This window comes from Brakhagea baltica, from assembly GCF_052161605.1.
Lineage (GTDB): Bacteria > Planctomycetota > Planctomycetia > Pirellulales > Pirellulaceae > JBKCUI01.
This window is the reverse complement of record NZ_CP197409.1, coordinates 761,639-781,099: the sequence shown is the minus strand read 5'-3', so window position 1 is coordinate 781,099 and position 19,461 is coordinate 761,639. Positions and strand designations below refer to the sequence as shown.

Sequence of the window (19,461 nt, the reverse complement as noted above, 5' to 3'; positions counted from 1 at the left end):
TCATCGGAAAAATCCGTACATTCCTTATCAGTCATTGTATTTGCAACTTGTTGGAGACATCTGGATGAAACATCGAATTCGATTTTATGCGGCATTGCCGTTGGTCCTTGCCCTAGGGAGCATCTCGCATGCTGGATTTCGATGCGGTGGATGTAGCGATCCTTGCCGGACCAGACACAGCGTTTCTTACGCGCCAGTTTGCGGCCCGACCTTAGCCCAGCCTAGCGTTAACGCTTGTGGTTATGTAGGCGTTGACGGCTCGTACGCTGGCAATGCTTATTATGGTTCCTCAGCGTGCACTGGAATCGTGTATGCATCGCCTGTAACCATGGCACCGACCATGGCTCCGGCGGTACAAATGAGCGGAGTTGTGACGGGCCCAAGCGCACAAGCTATTACGCCTGCGCCTCAAGTTCTTTGTGAGCCCATCACGGGCTACCGAACGGTCATGGAATCCACCTTTGTGACCGAGACCCAATACATTAACACAACGGAAGTTCGCCAGGAGACCAAGCAACGCGTTCGTCAAGTGTCCAAGAGCGTGCCGGTTACCTATGAAGATTACAGAATCAAATCGGTAACGGTACCACGAACGGAAACAAAAACGGTCGAGTATTCCGTATTGGTACCTGAGCAATCCACCAAGACAGTAAGCGTCAACGTCACTGTGCCTGAATGGTCAGATGTAACGGATACCTACAAGGTTAAAGTGCCGGTTATAAGTGAGGTCCAAGAAACCTATCAGGTCAAGGTGCCGCAGCTTAGGGATGAGAACTTTACTTACACCGTTTACGTTCCACAAACGGAATCTGTTACAAAGATGCAGACCGTTACAAACGCCGTTCCAGTTGTTAAAACAAGAAGCGTCCAACGAACCGTGCCCAAGTACACAACGCAAACCGTGACCAAGGATTATGGACACTGGGAAACGGTTGTAGAAGAGGTTGCTGGATCTGGGTACTCCGTTTCGGCTGCTCCCGCAGAATTGGGTTGCGGGCAGATTTCGAGCGCTGTTGTCGGGGGAGGTTGCGGTTCTGCAATGTTCGCATCCGGCACCACAGGCTGTGCTCCGGTTGCTGCAAATCGCTGCCGGCCGCTCGTTCGCTGCGGGCGTCCTGCCGTGCCGTCGTGTTCGACGGGCTGTGGTTGCGGAAATGCATTTCATACCACTACCATTTCCTCTAGCTGCAACGGCGTTGGTTCGTATGTTGTTGGAACCACTGCCGGAGATGCATGCGGTAACAGCACCGTTGTCAATGCCGCGCCGGTCACGACAACTCGTCGCGTTTGGGTGCCGAATGTTGTCACCGAAGAGATTCAAGTTGCAACCAACGAAGTCGTGACGGAAGAGATGGCCTACACGGTCTACGAACAACAATCCACCGAGGTACCATACGAGTGCACTTATTTGGTTTATCGTCCAGAAACCAGAACTGGAACCAAGAAGGTTGTGGACTATGTCAGCGAAGACCGAGTCAGAACTCGCAAAGTAGTGAGCTACGTCGATGAAGAGCGAACTCGAACCCGCAAGGTTGTGAATTACAAGAAGGAAACCAAGGAAGAAGCGTATCCTGTTGTCACCTATCGGACGGAGAAACGTACCAAGGATGTAACGTATACGGTCAACGAGCTTCAACAAGTTGTCGAGCCCTATACGGCCACGCGCATGGAAACCGTTGTGGAAGATGTTCTGGAGGATTACACCGTGAGCGTTCAGGTTCCCGTCGTCAAGGAAGTTCAAGTTCAGGTTTGCAAGATGGTGCCCAAATTGGTCCCCTACACATTTAATCCCTGCGCTAGTGGAAGTACCACATTGATGGGAGGCCAGGTCGTAGGTGGAACTACTGGATCCGCCAACGGATGCGGTTGTGGATGTGGTAGTTCAGTTCAGGTCGGGACAGCCGGCTGCGGCTGTCATTGATATTCCGGATACGCTAATTTCTACGTCCAAACGCAAAAAAGCTCGGGGTAACCCGAGCTTTTTCTTTGCCCAGCGAGAAAAGAACGACGATGCATTCTGAGCCTGGTTTCACGGATCATGTCGCGAGGTGTTTTCTCCTTCGAGTTAGGAATCGATTCTGTTAGAATCTGGCGAAAATGCGATCGCCCCCCCTATAAGCATGTTGGAAAGATGAATAAACAGCAATTAATGGATCGTCTCAAAGCCCATGGGCAGGATCACTTGATTCGATTTTGGGATCATCTGGATGAAACTCAAAGGCTTGGGCTCGCAAGCCAGATTGAATCCATCGACTTTGACCTCATTACTCGACTCGTTCATCAAAAAAGCAAAGCGACGAGCTTGGAGGAGCTGGCCAAACGAGCGATGCCCCCTCATGCTATCCGACTGGGCATCCCTGCGGAGCTAAACGAAATCGCTCGGAAAACGGGCGAGGATGCGATCCGGGCAGGTCGAGTGGGAATGGTGCTCGTAGCGGGCGGCCAAGGGACCCGGTTGGGATTTGATCTTCCCAAGGGGATGTTTCCCATCGGTCCGATTTCGAATCGCACCTTGTTCGAAATGCATGTGGACTCCTTGCGGGGAACCATGAAAAAATACGAGTGCGAGATCCCGATGTTCATAATGACCAGCCCTGCAACGGACGTAGAGACCAGGAGGTATTTCGAGGAACACGACAATCTCGGCCTTTCCGCTCACTTGCTTCACATTTTTCGACAGGGTGCAATGCCAGCCGTTGATGCCTCTACCGGAAAGGTCCTCTTAGAAAGCGAAGCACAAATCGCACTTAGCCCAGACGGCCACGGTGGAATCGTCGCGGCCATGAAGAAGTGTGGAATTCTCGAGCAATGTCGCAGTCGCGGTATCCAACAGTTGTTTTACGCTCAGGTCGACAACCCGCTCGTCACCGCATGTGACCCACTGCTTATCGGGCATCATATTCAGGCTAATTCAGAAATGACGACGCAAGTGGTCAAGAAACGATTTGCCAAGGAGAAAGTCGGGAACGTTGTCTCAATCGATGGCAAAACCCAGATCATTGAATACTCCGATCTACCAGACGAGGCAGCGGAGCGTCGGAACCCGGACGGCAGTCTGGCTTTGTGGGCGGGCAATATCGCTGTGCATGTCCTCAACTGCGAGTTCCTGCAAAATTGTTCAGAAAATTCCGAATCACTTCCTTTCCATATCGCTCACAAAGCAGTTCCTTACATTAACGAAAGTGGTGATAAGGTAAAGCCATCTCAACCTAACGGGTTTAAGTTCGAACGGTTTGTATTTGACCTACTCCCAGAGGCCAAGGTGGCGTTGGTGGTTGAGGGAGATGCAGCGGGGGTCTTTGCTCCCGTAAAGAACGCTGATGGCGCTGCGACCGACACTCCGTCTGCGTGCCGTGATGCGATCAGTAGTCGATTTAAGCGTTGGCTTGCCGCAGCCAACGTGCGAACAGCCGATTCTATCCGTTTGGAAATTCATCCACTTTGGGCATTCGATATGGAGGATGTTAAGACAAAATTTTCATCTCCGCTTGAGATCCATGTCGACACATACTTTGCATAGTGCACCTGATTCGTTTGATTTTGGTTAAGATTAAGTGACGGGAGCGCTGGTAGTCGGTGCCCTAGATAGGCAATAAGCCTCCATGCTTGAGACACGTTATCTTCCTCGAACACCTTACCATTGAGATCAAATCTATGTTGCATGCTGTGATTATGGCTGGCGGATCGGGAACACGATTCTGGCCAGCGAGTCGACAAATCAAACCAAAGCAGCTTCTAAAGATGGGAAGCCCGCGCACGATGCTTCAAACCACATTTGATCGTTTGCAAGGCTTGGTTTCCAGCGAGCGTGTATTAGTTCTAACCAACGAGCAACTATCCGATGCCGTTGTCGCACAACTCCCAGACCTGCCTCTCGAGCATGTGGTGGGAGAGCCGTTTAAACGGGACACTGCACCGTGCATTGGCGTGGCGGCTTCGCTCGTTAAAGCAGCCGATCCTGACGGCATCATGATAGTCATGCCATCTGATCACGTCATCGAACCCCGGGCCGAATTCCATCGCGCCGTCAAAGCGGCCGTTCAATTGATCGAAGCCGATCCTGAGCGAATCGTTACGTTTGGTATACGCCCAAGCTACCCGGCAGAATCGTTCGGTTACATACAGCGATCCGAACCAATCGCTTGCCAGCCGGGCATCTCAGCGTTCGGAGTCGAACGGTTCCGCGAGAAACCGGACCGCAAGACAGCCGAGGAGTATCTTGAGGCGGGCACCTTTTACTGGAACAGCGGAATCTTTCTATGGAAGGCATCGACAATTTTGGAGGCCTTAAAGGAATTCGAGCCAGAGATGTATTCTCACATCGAGGAGATCGCAACTGGCATCGGAACCAGGGATTTCCCCGCCAAGTTCCGAGAGCATTTTGAGCAGATCAAAGGAAAATCGATCGACTTTGCGGTCATGGAGCGATACTCAAACGTATCAGTCATTGAAACGCCTTTCTCGTGGGACGATGTGGGCAGCTGGCAAGCTATGGCTAGATTGATCCAACCCGACGAGTTTGGCAATGCGGTCGATGGGCCGTATTTAGGTATAGACTCCGAGCAAATGATTATACGGAGCGAATCTGATCACTTGGTGGTCACTATTGGGATGAAAGAAACGATCGTTGTCCACACTTCTGACGCAACCTTAGTTGCCCCCAAAACAGAGGAAGAGCGAGTTCGCGAAGTGGTCAAGCAACTCACAGAGCTTGGCCATCAGCAGTACCTGTGATCTGGCAACGCAGCGTTACCAATCGTTCGCTATTTCCCGTCCCCAACACACAACTAGAGGTGGAAGCTATGAGAACAAGTCGTTTGGAACGCATCACATGGACCGCCGGGCTATATCTTTTTGGAGTTTTGTTCTTAAGCGGAATCGCGGTTGCGGAAGACCATCCTGCATTTCAGCCAGTGAAGCAGCTATTCGCCGCAATGTCGAAACACGATGGTCAGGCGATGCGGGAGAATGCAACAGACGACTTCCAATTGCTCGAACACGGGGAAGACTGGACCATGGATATGCTCGTGGATGCGGTCCAGCCCAAAGGTGAGCCATACGAACGCAAGAATTTTTTCAAGCAGATTCGAGCGAGGCAAGAAGGGGATGTAGCCTGGATCAGCTATTGGAACAAAGCTGAGATTCGTCGCAATAGCGGGCAGCGAACCGTTGTCTGGCTCGAGAGTGCAGTCATGGCAAAAGAGAACGATCGCTGGAAAGTCCAGCTCCTGCATTCCACTCGCTTGGAATCGGAAAAGCAACCAAAAAACATAGAGTGGGTTGAGTTTGTAGATCGGTAATCCCACTCTCTCAGAAGTCTCGTGTTTGTTCCGCCAAAGCCGACTCCCAACTCGCTTCGCATCGTCGGACTACAATTGCTTAAGTAGGGCGATCGTTATTTGAATGAAGCCTGCCTTGACTTTTGGACCGTTCCGTCCAATAATCAAGGCATGACAGGAAGACCACGAACATATCAACGAGACGAAGCACTAAACGCTGCAGTCGAGCTTTTTTGGCGACAGGGCTACGATGCTACGTCTTTAGATGATTTGCTGCGTGCCATGAAGCTATCAAAAAGTAGCTTCTATGCGGACTTTCAATCGAAACAAGCCCTGTACCTTGTTTGCCTGAAGCAATATCAGAGATTTGTTATCGATCATTTGACCAGTTTGCAGGCCCAGTCGTCATCACTTCAAGAGTTTTTACAACTCGTTTTTGAAGAGGTTGTCGAAGATGCGGCTTCTGATGAACCGAAGGGATGCCTGATCGTGAATTCGGCCGTGGAATTTGGTCAGCGTCGCAAGGAGTTTTCGGAGGACGTGCGGGTGGCACTGGATGCCGTTCAGTCGACCTTTGAACGTGCGATTCGCGATAGTATCAAGCAATGCGAAATATCTCCCGAGGTTTCGCCGAAAGTTTCAGCCAAATACCTCACGACTTGCTTGAGCGGAATTCGGGCGATGATCAAAGGTGGAATGTCGGTCAAGGATGCCAAGGCGGTTGTTTCTCAAGTGATTCACTCGCTTGGGTAGATATCTAAACATGTATTTAACGGGCTGAGGATTCAGTTCGCAAAAGGGCTATTTATGTTGTCATATCGATGGCTTGGGCATTTCTGGAATTGCGTGTTGTTGATCGTTCTAGGAATGCCTTGTTCGGTACGATCTCAAGATAGCGATAAGGAGCCGTTGATCCCGCAGAACCTACTGAAATTGATTCACGCTCCCGAAGTACAGGAAGAGCTTGGAGTTCTAGAAGACAAGCGACTTTTGGAAATCCTCAGAGAAATCGATGCGATTTGGTGGCCCGCGCGTATCTTGCCAGAGGACAAGCAGATAGAGACAATTCGCGATTTAGAGAAACGATTGCTTGAGGAATTGAAGTCGATACTCACACCGGAAAAGCTCCGTCGCTTGCGGGAGATTGAGGTTCAGTCGCAGGGGACCCGATCACTACTTCGTTCTGGGATTGCGAAGTCCATCGGACTTAATGACCAGCAGTTGAACGATATTAAGAAGGCATGTCTGACGACGGATGGCATCGCTCGAAAGTTGAATGAAAAGCAGGGCGGCGACACGAATTTAGAAAAGCAACTCAAGTCTGCTCGTGAGAAAGAACAGACTGCAATCAATGGAGCCCTTGCACCTGCAAACCGGCAAGCGTTGGCCAAGCTTATCGGTAAACCGTTTGATACGATGGCTTTGAAACGCGTCTTTCCCTTGGCCCCAGAGTTGATCGATTCCGGCGAGTGGACTGGTAGCGAGCGGCCGACCCTCGACTCATTGCGAGGTAACGTTGTTTTGGTTCACTTTTATGCGTTCCAGTGCCACAACTGCGTTGCCAACTTTGATCACTACAACCGTTGGCACGAATCCCTTTCAGAAAAAGGGGTAAAGGTCATTGGAATTCAATCACCAGAGACGGCGGCAGAGCGAGATCCAAGTCTCGTAAAACAGGCTGCTTTGAAAAAGGGGTTTGGGTTTCCGGTACTCATTGACCTGAACAAAAAGAATTGGGACGCGTGGGGGACCATTTGGTGGCCCACGGTCTATGTTGTTGATAAACGAGGCTACATTCGTTCTTTGTGGGAAGGGGAACTCAATTGGCAAGGTGCTACGGGAGACAAGGCAATCGAAAAATTGGTAGACGAACTTTTGGCAGAAAAGGAATAAGTCTTATGACACGGTTACAGATGTTTGGGCTGTTTGTTTTGGTTGGTTTGTCGGCGATGCCCCCATTGCGGGCTCAAGGTCCTCAAATCGCAACCGACCCAAAAGCCACTAAGCCCCTTGAGATTAGAGCAACCGTACCGGATGTAGAGCTAACCGGAATGGACGGCAAAGCAGTGAAGTTGTCCTCTTTATACAGCAGCAAGCCACTGGTGGTCGTCTTCTTTCGCGGTGGATGGTGTCCTATTTGTACACGGCACACGCAAGAGCTAATCAAAGTGTACCCAAAGGTTCAAGAAATTGGTGCAGAGCTTATCGGTGTAAGCCCGGATTCGGTAGAAAACTCAAAATCTAACCATGAGAAAAACAGCGTTCCGTTTCCACTTTATTCGGATGCTCAAGTGGTAGCCAGTCGGGCATTTGGCTTGGCATTTCGAGTCGACGATCAAACGTTTACGAAGTACAAGGGGTTCGGGATTGATTTGGAATCTGCATCCGGTTACCAACATCATGCTCTTCCCATTCCGGCCGTCTATGTAATCAATCAGGAAGGCAAGATTGTTTTCGCCCACAGCGACCCCGATTATCGCCAGCGGCTTGAATCGAGGAAGATCTTGGCTGCGTTAGAAGGACTAACGTCTTCATCTCAGGAGCCCACTGCTAAGGAGCCAATGGATCAAGATGCAAGTTCCGAGAAATTAACGATTCTGTGGACCAGCGGTGACCCAGAAGTCGCACACCGTATGGTATTGATGTACGGCCATGCGGCCAAGAAGAACCGATGGTTTGATGAAGTGCGTCTGATTATCTGGGGCCCCAGCTCAAGGTTGGTAGCATCGGATAAAGACATTCAAACGAAAGTGATGGAGATGAAGAACGCTGGTATCACGCTTGAAGCCTGTGTGGTCTGCGCTGATTCGTACGGTGTTACAGATCGACTTCGAGAGCTGGGAATCGATGTCAAACCGATGGGAAAGCCCTTGTCAAATATCATTCGTGACGAAAGCAGCCGACTTATCACGTTCTAAGACGGATGCTCTGTTAAAGCTTTAATGGTCTGCGACAGCTAGATTCCAAAGGCGATTGCAGGAGGAATACTTGAAGTACTTCGCCCTGATCGAGTAGGGCAACTCCAATTTGTCTGGGCAGCCACATCACTTCGAGCAATGGGTCGTCCGGTTCTTCACAGACCGAAAGTGTTACTAAGCTATCTAGTTGCCGCCGAGACGCAGCTCTTCATTAATTGTGAACATACTTCTAAACGTGCGGCCACGGATTGATCACAAGTCATTTCGTCGGCGACACCCAACTAGTGCCCCTCCTGGTTTGAGAAAAGCCTATTGAGGCATTCCTCTAGATCAAAAAACTCCTCATTGGCAAGCGGACGAACCCCGAGCTTTACAACTACACCATCTTGATCGACCAACAAAGTGGTAGGTACGCTCAAAACACCAAATTGTTCTGCTAATTGCTGGTTGCATTCCCAGCCAATCGTTCGATCGTCGCATAATTGCGTCCATGGTAAGCTGTGTTCGGTGACATAGTTCTGTACACGGGCCGGTTCTGACGTAAGGCAAATTCCAACAATTTCCAATCTATTCCTGTGTTTTTTGTAGATCCTTTTTAACGCCGGTAAGTCCTGTAGGCATGCAGTGCAACGAGTTCCCCAGAATTCAATGAGTACTACTTTGCCACGTAAATCCCGAATGTTAAAAGGCCTTTGATCCAATGTGCTTGACGATAGCTCCACAACATTATTTACCATCCTCAACCGACCGAGCACATTTTTCAAAGTTGTTACTGTCCTCGTCGTCGAATCTGAAGATAGTTCAGGCCTATGTGTAAGCTGCTCGATGACTCCTTCAACAAACAGAATTTCGTCATCGATTCTGCCAGCACCATCCAGAAGCGTCATGGTTCGATTCATAATCTCCCGCTCTCGAGTACCAAATGAGGATGCTTTGGCAAGATAAGAGTTGGTAATTGCAAGAAATGATTCAATCGTCGTATCGTTGCAGGCAGTGAAACCGTGCATGATTGATAATGCAGAATAGTTAATATAGTAGTAAACAGCCTCTCTTTGTTCGCTATCAGTAAGACCATCTTGGTTGTGGGATAGTAGACCGTTCGCTTCTATCACCGCTTTACAGATCGACTCTATATTAGAGGACTCAAAGATGCTTTTTGGAGCGTTACCCGCCCCATCCATGATGCGCAAAAACTCCAATATAGACGGGCCGCTAGTGTCGGTCGGCATTGCATATTTGGATGCTTGCATAGACTTTATACGAAGCCCATCGTATGTCAGCCAGCCGACTGCTGCAATTAAGATTACTGTAGGTATTAACAAACCATTAATCTTGAAATTAATCCGCTGCACGGCACTCATGGTTCGGTCCTAGTTAAATAAAGATACGATCCGATCAAGCCAAGCGTAAACCCAAGTATGACAGAACCCGTATTAAAGCGGATCTGAAAGCTGGTTCCTTCTGCCGGTATATCGAGTATCTTGCCAATGAGTAAAACGATGGTAAGCGCGAGGAAAGGAGTTCCGATTCCCATAATGATCGGGGCACCGTTGGATTTCATACACGATGCAAAACCCCAAGCTCCACCAGCGGTCGAAATAATCAAGCACAAGAAGGTCGCTGTGGTGTTTGCGTCGGGTAGTTGAATTCGAGTATCCATTCGGACATAAGGAAAGAACTGATGTGCGAGTACGTTCGTCACGAGATGAATCACAATCATGGACAACACGGTTGCACACACGACAATAACCTTACTGAATAGATTGTGCCAACGCGTTGGAGGCAAGCAAGCTAGAAACTCAACAGATCGATCACTCCGTTCTAGGGTAACCGCGCTCCCTGCTACAAGGGCTCCCAATAAGACCGTTGCGACAAATCCCAGTCGGCTTCCGATACTTAGCGAAAGAAAAGTTCGTTGAGTAACAGTTTGCATCGATTGCTCGTGATATGACGTAAGCCATATCGTAAGTGCGGCTGCGAACAAGTAACACCCTAATGTAACCATGATGGATGCACGAACGTAAAGCCGAAGAAGAGAAAAGTCCTTGTCAATGATTGCCCACATCATTTCTCACCTCCCTCGGTTACAAGGTTACCTCGAACAACATCTTTAAAGATCTCCTCTAGATTCAAATCCATTACTTCATAATGAATCGCATCGTTGTAAGTTCGCAATTCGTCCACTAGTTCCTCGGAGAAGGATTGAACAGTGACAATCCAGTCTCTGCGTACTAGCCGCTGACTATAGACCCCTGCTGGAATGTGTACGGGTAATCGTCCATCCCGCAGCACCATGCGAATTCGCTTGACTCGGCTTCGCAACTCATCAACACTACCACGAATAACAAGTCGTCCTCCAACCATGATTCCGACCTCGTCTGCTACACGTTCAACATCATCAACGTGATGGCTAGAGAATAAAATTGTCCTTCCGCGACATGTGTGATTCTGCAGCACACTTTCGAGAAAGTCTTCGCGAATGATCGGATCTAGCCCTGATGCAGGCTCGTCAAGAATAAGAAAATCAGGATTATGAGCTAGCGCGATCACTAAGCCGAGTTTGGCCATCATACCCTTGGAGAGAGTGCCTACACGCTGTTCTCTGAGAAGAGCGAACTTCGATAACATCTCTTGAGCAAGGTCAGAGTCCCATCTCCTATAAAGCCTGCTTGCGAAGTTCATCACTTTTGAAATTGTCATCCAGCGATAGATATAGTGCAACTCGGGTACATAACCAACGCGTTGTCGCATTTCGGGAGAACTCAATCGTCTCTCTTCGCCAAAAAGCGATATAGCCCCAGAGTCAAAGGGGGTGAGCCCCATCAACATGCGGATCAACGTACTTTTGCCTGCTCCATTTGGCCCTAAAAGTCCAAATGTTGTCCCCGGACGAATGTGCAAGCTCACTCGATCGCAAGCAATCTTTCCTGAATAATGTTTCGTCAGGTTATCCACCTCCAGCACAAATTCACTTGGCGTTGGACCTCCATTGGGTTTTATCACTTATTGACTCCTGTAAAGACCTTTCGAAGTAGCTCCTCAAAGATGGTCCTTGCAGCTGCAGGTGCCACGCCAGCCTTGAGTGCTTGTAGAATGGCAGCCTCATACTTATCGCGTAACCGCGACTCTGCTTCGCTCAACTTGCGTCGACTGGACTGAACAACAAATACCCCAATTCCTCGCCGGGTTTCAACAACCCCCTCGCGTTCTAGAGCTTCATAAGCCCTTTGGATTGTGTTGGGATTAACTTTGATCTCAATGGCCAAAACACGTTGTGATGGCAGCATTTCACCAGGTTTATGAACGCCAGCATCCACAGCTTGCTTGAGCTGATCGGCGATTTGGCGAAAGATCGGTATTGGGCTCTTCGGGTCAACAAACATTCTTCACCTCTGCGTTAGTGCACTAATGCAGGTTACGGAAAATTTACGACTAATGCAAGCTCTGTTCAACGTACTTGCTGAACTTATTTTATCGAAAAGACGGATCAGACCCGACGGGTTGCGGCGATTCAAGGCATATGAACACAATCTCCAGGACTCAAGTTTCTCGCTGCTCCCCAGCCAAGCACGAAGCTCTACGAAAAGAATCGCAAGTAGTTGGGCACCCTTCAGACCACTCCAGTCTAGTGTAAACTCGAACATCATCTTAGGTCTTGAAATGCCCCACGCTCGTTGTGGGGATAGTTACGTTTCTCGCAGAATTCGAGGAAACGGAATCCTCCCCCTCCTCCTGGATCGGCGGCTTCACCGTCGATCCAGGAGGAGGGGGGAGAGGTTGGGTGGGGCATTGGTTTAGCGAGAAGCGTGACACTCCGCAGGGCAAGCCTGCGGCATCTTTTTACTGTCGCGCAAGCCGCCCAGAACATTTATTTCATCTGCAAATCTCTAATGATCGCAACAGCGATCGCGATTGACACAAATGCGTTTACAACTGTAATCTGAACCAATTGATTACAGGTGCAATCTTGGGCGAACACGTTTTAGGAGGTTCGAATGCAAATTTCGGATGCGGAGTGGGTTGTGATGAACTTGATCTGGAGTTCCTCTCCGATCGAAGCGTCGGAAGTGGTGGATCAGATCGCAGCTGACAATGGTTGGAGCGCGGCGACAGTCAAAACCATGCTTCATCGTTTGGTTCGCAAAGGCGCACTTGCAACCGAGCAAAGCGGAAAAAAATATCTGTACTCGCCAGCGGTGCACAGGGATGCCTGCGTGCGGCAAGCAAGTCGATCATTTCTGGATCGAGTCTTCGGTGGTGATGCGACACCGGCACTAATCCACTTTGTGAAAACGGCCAAGTTGACGACGAAGGATGTAGAAGAAATTCGAGCGATACTCGACAAGAAAACTAACCGAACCGAAGGAGAGCAAGGATGAATATGGAATTGATGGACCGATTGTTTGTGTTTGCAGAAACATGGATGTGGCTGGTTCTCCTCGCAACTTGGAGAGCATTGCCGATACTGATTCTAGTAACAGGAATTGCATTGGCGTTTCGACGCAAGTTGAGCCCTTCGCTGCATGCCATGCTGCTAACGATTGTTGTTGTCAGACTACTGATACCGATTTCGATAGGCAGTCCACTGAGTGTTCATACACCTATCGACAATTGGTTTTCGACCGACTCTAAAGAATCGATCAATTCACATCAGCAAAGAGATGTTCACGATCATGTGAATGATTTTTTGCCGAACACCGATGTAACTGACACCCATTGGACACGCACCGAGGCTCAAGCTCAACCGTCTGTTTCCATTGACGATTTATGGAACTTGACTCTCTCCACTGCTCTAGTAGTTGTGATTTTCGTATCTACCTTGCTTCTCTTCCGTAGCGTCATATCACATATCCGCTTTGCATTAAAGCTTCGCTCTTGTCGAGTGCTCGACGAACAGCGACTTATCGACTTGCTGCTTCGCGAATGTGACTCTTTGGCTGTTGGCCGGCGTCCGAACGTGCGGGAAGTGCCTTCGCTCGTCGCACCGGCGGTTTTCGGACTGTTCCGACACACGATTTGCTTTCCACCATGCCTCATCGAAAAGTTAAGCGAACAAGAACTGCGGTGGGTCATTCGCCACGAACTAGCACACATTCGACGATACGATATTCCCGTTGCGATTATCGCTTCGATTGCAGGTGCACTCCATTGGTTTAACCCAGTTGTCTGGTTGATCGTAAAGCGACTACGAGCTGCGATGGAAGCAGCCGCTGATCGGTTGGCGTTGCAGAACGTACCGCAAAGTGAAATTTTGGGCTACGGGGAGCTATTGCTGCGATTTGCCGAGATCAGCGCTAAACGGAAGAATTTGCCTACACTCGGCCTGATTTCCATCGCCTCTGGAAAAGACCTCAAACGGCGAGTCGAGTTGTTGATCCAAAATCATAAACCAACTGGATTGCCAACTAGGATCTTGTCCGCAAGCGTTGTAACAGCAATCGCTGGTTTAGGCCTGACAGACGCACGAGATGCCTCTGACCAAGAGATGCCCGCAAGGAATCTAGTCGCTCGCGATTCAATCGATCTGTACATCGATCCGACATGGGCAGATCCATGGGGTGTTCACGAAAATGACGGTCCATTGTTTGTTGCAACCTATGATGTCACCTCCATTTTTGAAACCATGCCAGAATCGTTATCGGGAGGCAATATGACGACTGAGGAACAGTTCTCGTCCTGGCTTCGACTGTCCCCCTCTCTAAAAGGCCGATTTCAGGTGGTGGGCTCAAAGCTTTCGGCAGATCTGTGCGGTCGCCAACACCGACTGTTGAGCCAAACGCTTGATATATGGAAGAAAGGTGAGCCTGAGCAGATTGTGATCGAAACAAGGTTCATTCAAACCACCCTTCGGACAGCCAATTCGATTGATTGGACCGGACGAAGGATTGAGGGGCTGACCGTCAAAGGCTTGGGGCCAGCCCTTGCGGCTCGTATCGAGGATCGGGAATTGGCGCAATTGGTTCGAACTGTATCGACGGACAGCAAAGGGAAGATCATGTTCGCGCCGAAGGTAACAGTTTACGAGGGGCAAACGGCGAGCATAGCGGATCAAACACAGCGTCAGTTTGTAACGGGAGTTGATTTGAAAGCCGGTGGCATCATGCTGCCGGTCTTTTCGATGGTGGAAGAAGGGCTGAGTTTTGTGCTCACGCCTAAAGCCGGCCATGACGACAGCGTCAACTTAGACTTCAAAGTCAAGATATCCAGTATTGGTAAGGTCTCGTACGCGCACTTGCCAATAGGGGATTATCCTCATTCTGGGTTCTTGGTACAAGTACCAGCTACGGAACAGTATGAAGTAAGCTCATCGGTAAGGCTCGCTGCAGGAGAATCCGTCGTCGTGGCGATTCCGCGAGTCTTCGACAACGAACACGATGCCGACGCCGAAACCACAGTTCTCGTTGCTTTTACGCCAAGAATGATCGAAAGACAGTTGTCATCCAGTCCAAAGTAGGGGGATGCGCTCTCGCTAGTTCTCTTCGACAAATACGGGATTGTTTTGGGAGATGGCTATTCACGATAGATGTTCGCAGACTACTTTTTTATGATGATTTCGACTGACTGGCCTGCCTGCAGGGAACCCGCTCGTACGAGGACTATTCTCTCACTTCCTTCTAGGCCAGACTTGATCTCCACATCGTCTCCGGCGCGAAGGCCTAGCTCGATGGGGCGATGCTCGATCTTGCCGTCGACCACAACGCAGCATTTGGTTCCGTCGGCAGCCTTGATGATGGCACCGATAGGTAGGGTCAATACGTTCTCTCGCTGTTCGAGAAGTATTTTCGTGGTTACGAATGCTCCCGGCAACAATTTCAGATCGTTGTTGTCCAGGTCGATTTCTACTGAAAGCGATCGGCTTAGGGGATCGAGCTGCAGACTGGTTCGAGTGACCCTAGCTTCGATTTTGCCTCCGGGGAGAAAAGGGGAAAGAATGGTAACGAGATCACCAGCGTCCGTATTACCAAAGCCAGCGTCGACCCACGCGGCTTCGCTTTCTGGAACGCTTACAAAGACTCGCACCTTATTGACATTGGATACAGTCATTAGAGGCTTGGCATTGCTCGCACCAGCTGGCTGGACATAGTGACCGGCGTCCACATTTCGGCTCGTTACGAAACCGTCGAATGGAGCGGTGAGTTCCATGTACGTCAACATAGTTTCGGCTTGAGCGATGTCGGATTGTGATACTTTTAATTTTGCTTTCGCAGCGTCGATATCGGCCTTGGCAGTTAGCACGTTTGCATCGGCTTCGCGTTCGCGAGCCTTTGCAGATTCAATAAACGCAAGTGACTCTTTGCGAGTGGCCTCGGCGGATTGAAATTGACTCGTTGTTTCATCCGCAAGTTTGGTTGTCACGGAACCTTTGCTGACCAATTGCTGGATGCGTTTGAGTTCGGAATCCCAGCGTGCGTACTCAGCATCGGCTCGTCCCAGTCCCGCCTCCGCTTGTACAACCATCGCTCCTGAAGAATTCAGCGCCGCCTCGGCAGCCACGAGTGCTGCTTCGGCTTGTTTCACTTGAGCTTCGGCTTGACCTAGCAATCCGCGTTTCTGCTCCAGTTGGTCTTTGTACTCAGGCGCGTGAATACGTACCAGCACTTGACCCTTAGTAACCATATCCCCAATGTCACACTCAACCGACTCCACATACCCAGGTAGCTTGGAAAGGATCGGTGTCTCTTCGAACGCAACGACACGCCCGGGCTGCTCTGTAAAGAGCTGCAGCGTCTTCTTCGTCGGGGGGCCCGCAGTCACTCGATCGAGAGAATTAGCGCCAGCGTCCGCTGCTGGGCTAAACACTTCTTTCGAGGTGCAGCCTGCGAAACAAGCTAGGGACGTCATGAGAGTTAATCGGGAAAGTAATTTGTTCATTATAAGTTAGCTTTGATAAATGGTTCGGTGCGGTTAATTGGCGAAGTAGCGGCTTTCAGAATCATCAGGGTCCATCGACGCCGACTTCACACTCGCCTTGGCTTGCAACATCGCAAAGAACAGTGGCAATAGAAACAAGGTCGCAAAGGTTGCCGCGATCAGGCCGCCAACAACGGCTCGTCCAAGCGGAGCGTTCTGCTGGCCGGCCTCTCCAAGTGCTAAAGCCATCGGCAACATACCCGCAATCATCGCTAAGCTGGTCATCATAATGGCACGCAGTCGACTTCCAGCGCCGGTCACGGCAGCGCTCTTGATATCCTTCGTCTCAGCTCGTCGCTTTTCCGCGAAGGTGACCAGCAGGATCGCATTCGCCATCGCCACTCCAACCGCCATGATCGCACCGATGAATGATTGAATGTTGATCGTCGTGCTGGTGATGTACAGCATTACTACCACGCCTGCTACCACAGCGGGAATCGTTGAGACTGTGACCAGAGCTAAGCGCAGCGATTGGAAATTGGCAGTCAGTAACAAGAACACCGCCACAATCGCCAACATCAAACCGATCGAAAGTCCGGCTTCCATTTCTTGCATGGGTGGGATCTGTCCACGAACCTCCACCGTGCTGCCAGTCGGAGCATCACCGGCTCGTTTGATCGCTTGTTGAACTTGTGATGACACTGATCCCAGGTCAGCACCTGAGATGTTCGCAGTGAGTGTCACTTGTCGCTTCATGTTGTAGCGATCGTATTGCCCCGGCATCGTGCCACGCTCGATAGACGCGACGTCTCTTACCAAGACTTGCCCATTGTCAGTCTTGCGAAGTGGTATGCGACCGAGTTGCTCCATCGAGCCCACGGTCTCCATGTCATAAGGCGAACGCACCACAGGACGGGGGATTTCCACTTGTACTTGATACGCTACACCGCTCTTAGGATCGGCCCAATAGTTTGGTACGACGAAACGACTGGATGATGTAGCCGTAACAAGCGCGCGTGAAACATCGACAGGCATCAGTCCCGCCATGCCAGCTTTCTCGCGGTCCACGTTGATCTGCACGGTTGGGTAGTCCATCGACTGGCCGAGTTGTATGTCACGTAGTGCCGGCACGCTGGCCAGTTCCTTCCGTAACTTCTCCGCAAATTCACGGCTTTTCCCAAAATCCGATCCACTGACAACAACTTCGATCGGAGTTGGTGAGCCAAAACTCATCACCTCGTTCACAATGTCAGAGGGTTCAAACGAGAAACGAACGTCTGGCATCTCCTTAGCCAGGCGCTCTCGGACTCGCTCTTTCATCTGTTCGTCAGGTAAATGAAGCTTCTCGCTCAAGTCGACATAGAGAATCGCTTCCTCCGGTCCGCGCGACCATTGATAGACCGCGTTGACTGGAAAGTTGGAGTGAATCATGCCGACGTAACCCAATGTCAGCTCAATGTTGTCTTGACCGAGTTCGTCACCAATGATGCGGAGTGCTTGTTTGGCGAGTGCTTCGGATTTTTCAATGTGCGTTCCGTCTGGCGCCCGCATTCGAAGTCGGAATTGACCAGCGTCCACGACGGGAAAGACCCCACGTCCAAGTTGAGGTGCAACCAACGCAACGATTGCAACGCAGCTAACCAGATATGCTGGAACGATGAGCCATCGCATACTGACGAAACTCGATAGAACGCGCTCGTAACCGGCACGGAAACGATCGAAGAAGGTTTTGCTATCATGGCTATGTTCATGACCGCTTTTTAGCAACCACACTGACATCACCGGAACAAAAGTGCTGGATAGAAAGTAGGACGCGATCATCGAAAAACCGACGGCTAGCGATAGCGGAACGAACAGGGCTCGCGCTGCCCCCTGCATAAAGAAGGAGGAAACAAACACCGCTAAGATACAGAGCATGGCCAGTAAGCGAGGCACGATGGTTTCGAGCGAACCATCGCGCACCGCTCGAGCCAAGGGGACTCCGCGTTGCAGGTGCGAGTGAATATTCTCGATCGACACAGTGGCTTCATCTACCAAGATACCGATTGCCAGTGCCAAGCCACCAAGAGTCATCAGGTTGATCGTCTGCCCGGTGATCCACAGAGCCAGAACAGCCGCGAATAGTGCGAGAGGAATATTGAGGACGACGATAAGAGAACTCCGCCAGTCACGCAGAAACAGCAAAATCATCAAACCGACAAGAAAGGCTCCGAGAACGCCTTCAGAAACAACGCCTCCAACAGCACGCGTTACATAAGGCGACTGATCGAACTCGAACCGCACATCGATCCCTTCGCCATCGATTCCCAAAGCCTCTTTCATCTTGGGTAATGCATCCTTGATGTTATTGATAACATTCAAGGTCGATGCTTCGGCTCGCTTGGTGGCAAGAATATAAACAGCTCTTCGTCCATTGACGAGTGCGTATCCTGCCGGCGCGTCAGCAGAATCTTGGATGAAACCGACATCGCGTATGAAGACCGGATTGTCGCCAACTCGAATGGGGATGGAACCCAATTGCTGCGGATCTTTGACAACAGAGTTTACAGGGACGATTGGATAGGTGTCACCGATAGGTATGTTTCCAGAAGGACTGAGCGCATTACCCTTTGTCAGAGAGACGATCACCTCGTCGGGTGACATGCTGTACGATTGTAGCTTCTTCGGGTCGACCGTGATGACGATCGATCGTGCGCTACCACCAAACGGAGGTGGGGCTGAAACACCTGGCAGACTCGAAAACATCGGACGCACGCGAAACAACGCCAAGTCCTGTATCTCGGCGATGCTGCGTGTATCGCTCGATAGTACAAGGTAGCCAACGGGAACTGAGCCAGTGTCGAATCGCATCACGAATGGGGATACCGTGCCAGGCGGCATGAACGCTTGCGATCGATTCACGTAGTTTATCGTCTCCGCCATCGCCTGAGCCATATTGGTCTCGGGATGGAAGTACAGCTTCATCAGTGCCGTACCCTGAACGTTCCTCGACTCGACGTGATGAATACCACTGATGTACAGAAAGTGATATTCATAATAGTTCGTCAGAAAACCTTCCATCTGTGCAGGGTCCATCCCGCCGTAGGGCTGGCATACATAGATGACCGGTAGGTTGAGCTTCGGGAAGATGTCGACTTCCATCCCTTTGGGAAGACCTGCTGGATAAGGCAACTTAAAGTGCTGGAACACAGCGGGTCCGACAGCGAGAAAGCAGCCGATCGCTAAGCTTAGCACCAGTACCATGACCGTCGCGGGGCGGCGCATTGCTGACAGGATTAATTGCATGAAGTGGGGATCCCTACTCACTCAAAGCGAACACGAAAGCCTGCTAAAGCGAGAGTTCCGTCATCTTTAGTTAGACCTCAAAGTTTTCCCAAACTGAAACGTACAGTCTAGTCGGTGCAAACCGTTCT

At 50.4% G+C, this 19,461-nt stretch carries 15 protein-coding genes; 9 read left to right on the top strand and 6 right to left on the bottom strand.

The genetic code is table 11. The features are described 5' to 3' along the window. The first annotated feature begins 64 nt into the window (after positions 1 to 64). The 7 genes from SH449x_RS03095 to SH449x_RS03065 all read left to right on the top strand — a co-directional run bounded on the left by SH449x_RS03095 (position 65) and on the right by SH449x_RS03065 (position 8,197). The gene (locus SH449x_RS03095) at positions 65 to 1,921 is read left to right on the top strand and encodes a ferredoxin (RefSeq protein WP_482379854.1); all 1,857 of its coding nucleotides are present in this window, start codon (positions 65 to 67) and stop codon (positions 1,919 to 1,921) included. A gap of 210 nt (positions 1,922 to 2,131) precedes the next feature. After that, positions 2,132 to 3,520 (top strand): UTP--glucose-1-phosphate uridylyltransferase, encoded by a 1,389-nt coding sequence (locus SH449x_RS03090; protein WP_482379853.1) that lies wholly within the window; start codon positions 2,132 to 2,134, stop codon positions 3,518 to 3,520. A gap of 134 nt (positions 3,521 to 3,654) precedes the next feature. Beyond that, positions 3,655 to 4,734, top strand: a complete 1,080-nt coding sequence (locus tag SH449x_RS03085; protein ID WP_482379852.1) for a mannose-1-phosphate guanylyltransferase — start codon at positions 3,655 to 3,657, stop codon at positions 4,732 to 4,734. 68 nt (positions 4,735 to 4,802) lie between these two features. Next, positions 4,803 to 5,300 carry a nuclear transport factor 2 family protein gene (locus tag SH449x_RS03080; protein ID WP_482379851.1) on the top strand — a complete coding sequence of 166 codons (498 nt, stop codon included), beginning with the start codon at positions 4,803 to 4,805 and terminating at the stop codon, positions 5,298 to 5,300. 150 nt (positions 5,301 to 5,450) lie between these two features. Continuing rightward, entirely contained in the window at positions 5,451 to 6,032 is a 582-nt protein-coding gene (locus SH449x_RS03075; RefSeq protein ID WP_482379850.1) for a TetR/AcrR family transcriptional regulator, read from the top strand. Between the two features lie 54 nt (positions 6,033 to 6,086). Further along, positions 6,087 to 7,172 (top strand): redoxin domain-containing protein, encoded by a 1,086-nt coding sequence (locus SH449x_RS03070; protein WP_482379849.1) that lies wholly within the window; start codon positions 6,087 to 6,089, stop codon positions 7,170 to 7,172. Between the two features lie 5 nt (positions 7,173 to 7,177). Further along, complete coding sequence (locus SH449x_RS03065; protein WP_482379848.1) at positions 7,178 to 8,197, top strand: redoxin domain-containing protein; 1,020 nt, start codon at positions 7,178 to 7,180, stop codon at positions 8,195 to 8,197. A 281-nt stretch (positions 8,198 to 8,478) separates the two neighbouring features. Here the strand turns inward: SH449x_RS03065 and SH449x_RS03060 are convergent, their stop codons facing one another. The 4 genes from SH449x_RS03060 to SH449x_RS03045 are packed head-to-tail and all read right to left on the bottom strand — an operon-like array spanning position 8,479 to position 11,580. Further along, positions 8,479 to 9,558 carry a TlpA family protein disulfide reductase gene (locus SH449x_RS03060; RefSeq protein WP_482379847.1) on the bottom strand — a complete coding sequence of 360 codons (1,080 nt, stop codon included), beginning with the start codon at positions 9,556 to 9,558 and terminating at the stop codon, positions 8,479 to 8,481. Continuing rightward, positions 9,555 to 10,265: an ABC transporter permease gene (locus tag SH449x_RS03055; protein ID WP_482379846.1), complete on the bottom strand. Its 711-nt coding sequence runs from the start codon at positions 10,263 to 10,265 to the stop codon at positions 9,555 to 9,557. The genes SH449x_RS03060 and SH449x_RS03055 overlap by 4 nt, the downstream gene beginning before the upstream one ends. After that, positions 10,262 to 11,200 (bottom strand): ABC transporter ATP-binding protein, encoded by a 939-nt coding sequence (locus SH449x_RS03050; RefSeq protein WP_482379845.1) that lies wholly within the window; start codon positions 11,198 to 11,200, stop codon positions 10,262 to 10,264. Before SH449x_RS03050 ends, SH449x_RS03055 begins: the two co-directional genes overlap by 4 nt. Further along, on the bottom strand, positions 11,197 to 11,580 hold the full coding sequence (locus SH449x_RS03045; protein WP_482379844.1) for a GntR family transcriptional regulator: 384 nt from the start codon (positions 11,578 to 11,580) through the stop codon (positions 11,197 to 11,199). The genes SH449x_RS03050 and SH449x_RS03045 overlap by 4 nt, the downstream gene beginning before the upstream one ends. Positions 11,581 to 12,192: 612 nt before the next feature. On the opposite strand from SH449x_RS03045, the gene SH449x_RS03040 reads away from it, so the two are divergent. Together SH449x_RS03040 and SH449x_RS03035 are read left to right on the top strand one after the other, a co-directional pair. Further along, positions 12,193 to 12,576: a BlaI/MecI/CopY family transcriptional regulator gene (locus tag SH449x_RS03040; protein WP_482379843.1), complete on the top strand. Its 384-nt coding sequence runs from the start codon at positions 12,193 to 12,195 to the stop codon at positions 12,574 to 12,576. Next, positions 12,573 to 14,651 (top strand): M56 family metallopeptidase, encoded by a 2,079-nt coding sequence (locus SH449x_RS03035; protein ID WP_482379842.1) that lies wholly within the window; start codon positions 12,573 to 12,575, stop codon positions 14,649 to 14,651. The genes SH449x_RS03040 and SH449x_RS03035 overlap by 4 nt, the downstream gene beginning before the upstream one ends. An 80-nt stretch (positions 14,652 to 14,731) precedes the next feature. Here SH449x_RS03035 and SH449x_RS03030 read toward each other — a convergent pair whose 3' ends face one another. Further along, positions 14,732 to 16,069, bottom strand: coding sequence for an efflux RND transporter periplasmic adaptor subunit (locus SH449x_RS03030; protein ID WP_482379841.1), 1,338 nt, complete (start codon positions 16,067 to 16,069; stop codon positions 14,732 to 14,734). 33 nt (positions 16,070 to 16,102) lie between these two features. Continuing rightward, on the bottom strand, positions 16,103 to 19,333 hold the full coding sequence (locus tag SH449x_RS03025; RefSeq protein WP_482379840.1) for an efflux RND transporter permease subunit: 3,231 nt from the start codon (positions 19,331 to 19,333) through the stop codon (positions 16,103 to 16,105). Between the last annotated feature and the right edge of the window lie 128 nt (positions 19,334 to 19,461).

Bases quoted from the DNA above. Each gene is read 5' to 3' on its own strand.
- SH449x_RS03060 (WP_482379847.1), bottom strand. From the start codon at position 9,558: ATGAGTGCCGTGCAGCGGATTAATTTCAAGATTAATGGTTTGTTAATA.
- SH449x_RS03055 (WP_482379846.1), bottom strand. From the start codon at position 10,265: ATGATGTGGGCAATCATTGACAAGGACTTTTCTCTTCTTCGGCTTTAC.
- SH449x_RS03025 (WP_482379840.1), bottom strand. From the start codon at position 19,333: ATGCAATTAATCCTGTCAGCAATGCGCCGCCCCGCGACGGTCATGGTA.
- SH449x_RS03030 (WP_482379841.1), bottom strand. From the start codon at position 16,069: ATGAACAAATTACTTTCCCGATTAACTCTCATGACGTCCCTAGCTTGT.
- SH449x_RS03080 (WP_482379851.1), top strand. From the start codon at position 4,803: ATGAGAACAAGTCGTTTGGAACGCATCACATGGACCGCCGGGCTATAT.
- SH449x_RS03090 (WP_482379853.1), top strand. From the start codon at position 2,132: ATGAATAAACAGCAATTAATGGATCGTCTCAAAGCCCATGGGCAGGAT.
- SH449x_RS03065 (WP_482379848.1), top strand. From the start codon at position 7,178: ATGACACGGTTACAGATGTTTGGGCTGTTTGTTTTGGTTGGTTTGTCG.
- SH449x_RS03075 (WP_482379850.1), top strand. From the start codon at position 5,451: ATGACAGGAAGACCACGAACATATCAACGAGACGAAGCACTAAACGCT.
- SH449x_RS03040 (WP_482379843.1), top strand. From the start codon at position 12,193: ATGCAAATTTCGGATGCGGAGTGGGTTGTGATGAACTTGATCTGGAGT.
- SH449x_RS03095 (WP_482379854.1), top strand. From the start codon at position 65: ATGAAACATCGAATTCGATTTTATGCGGCATTGCCGTTGGTCCTTGCC.
- SH449x_RS03035 (WP_482379842.1), top strand. From the start codon at position 12,573: ATGAATATGGAATTGATGGACCGATTGTTTGTGTTTGCAGAAACATGG.
- SH449x_RS03045 (WP_482379844.1), bottom strand. From the start codon at position 11,580: ATGTTTGTTGACCCGAAGAGCCCAATACCGATCTTTCGCCAAATCGCC.
- SH449x_RS03070 (WP_482379849.1), top strand. From the start codon at position 6,087: ATGTTGTCATATCGATGGCTTGGGCATTTCTGGAATTGCGTGTTGTTG.
- SH449x_RS03085 (WP_482379852.1), top strand. From the start codon at position 3,655: ATGTTGCATGCTGTGATTATGGCTGGCGGATCGGGAACACGATTCTGG.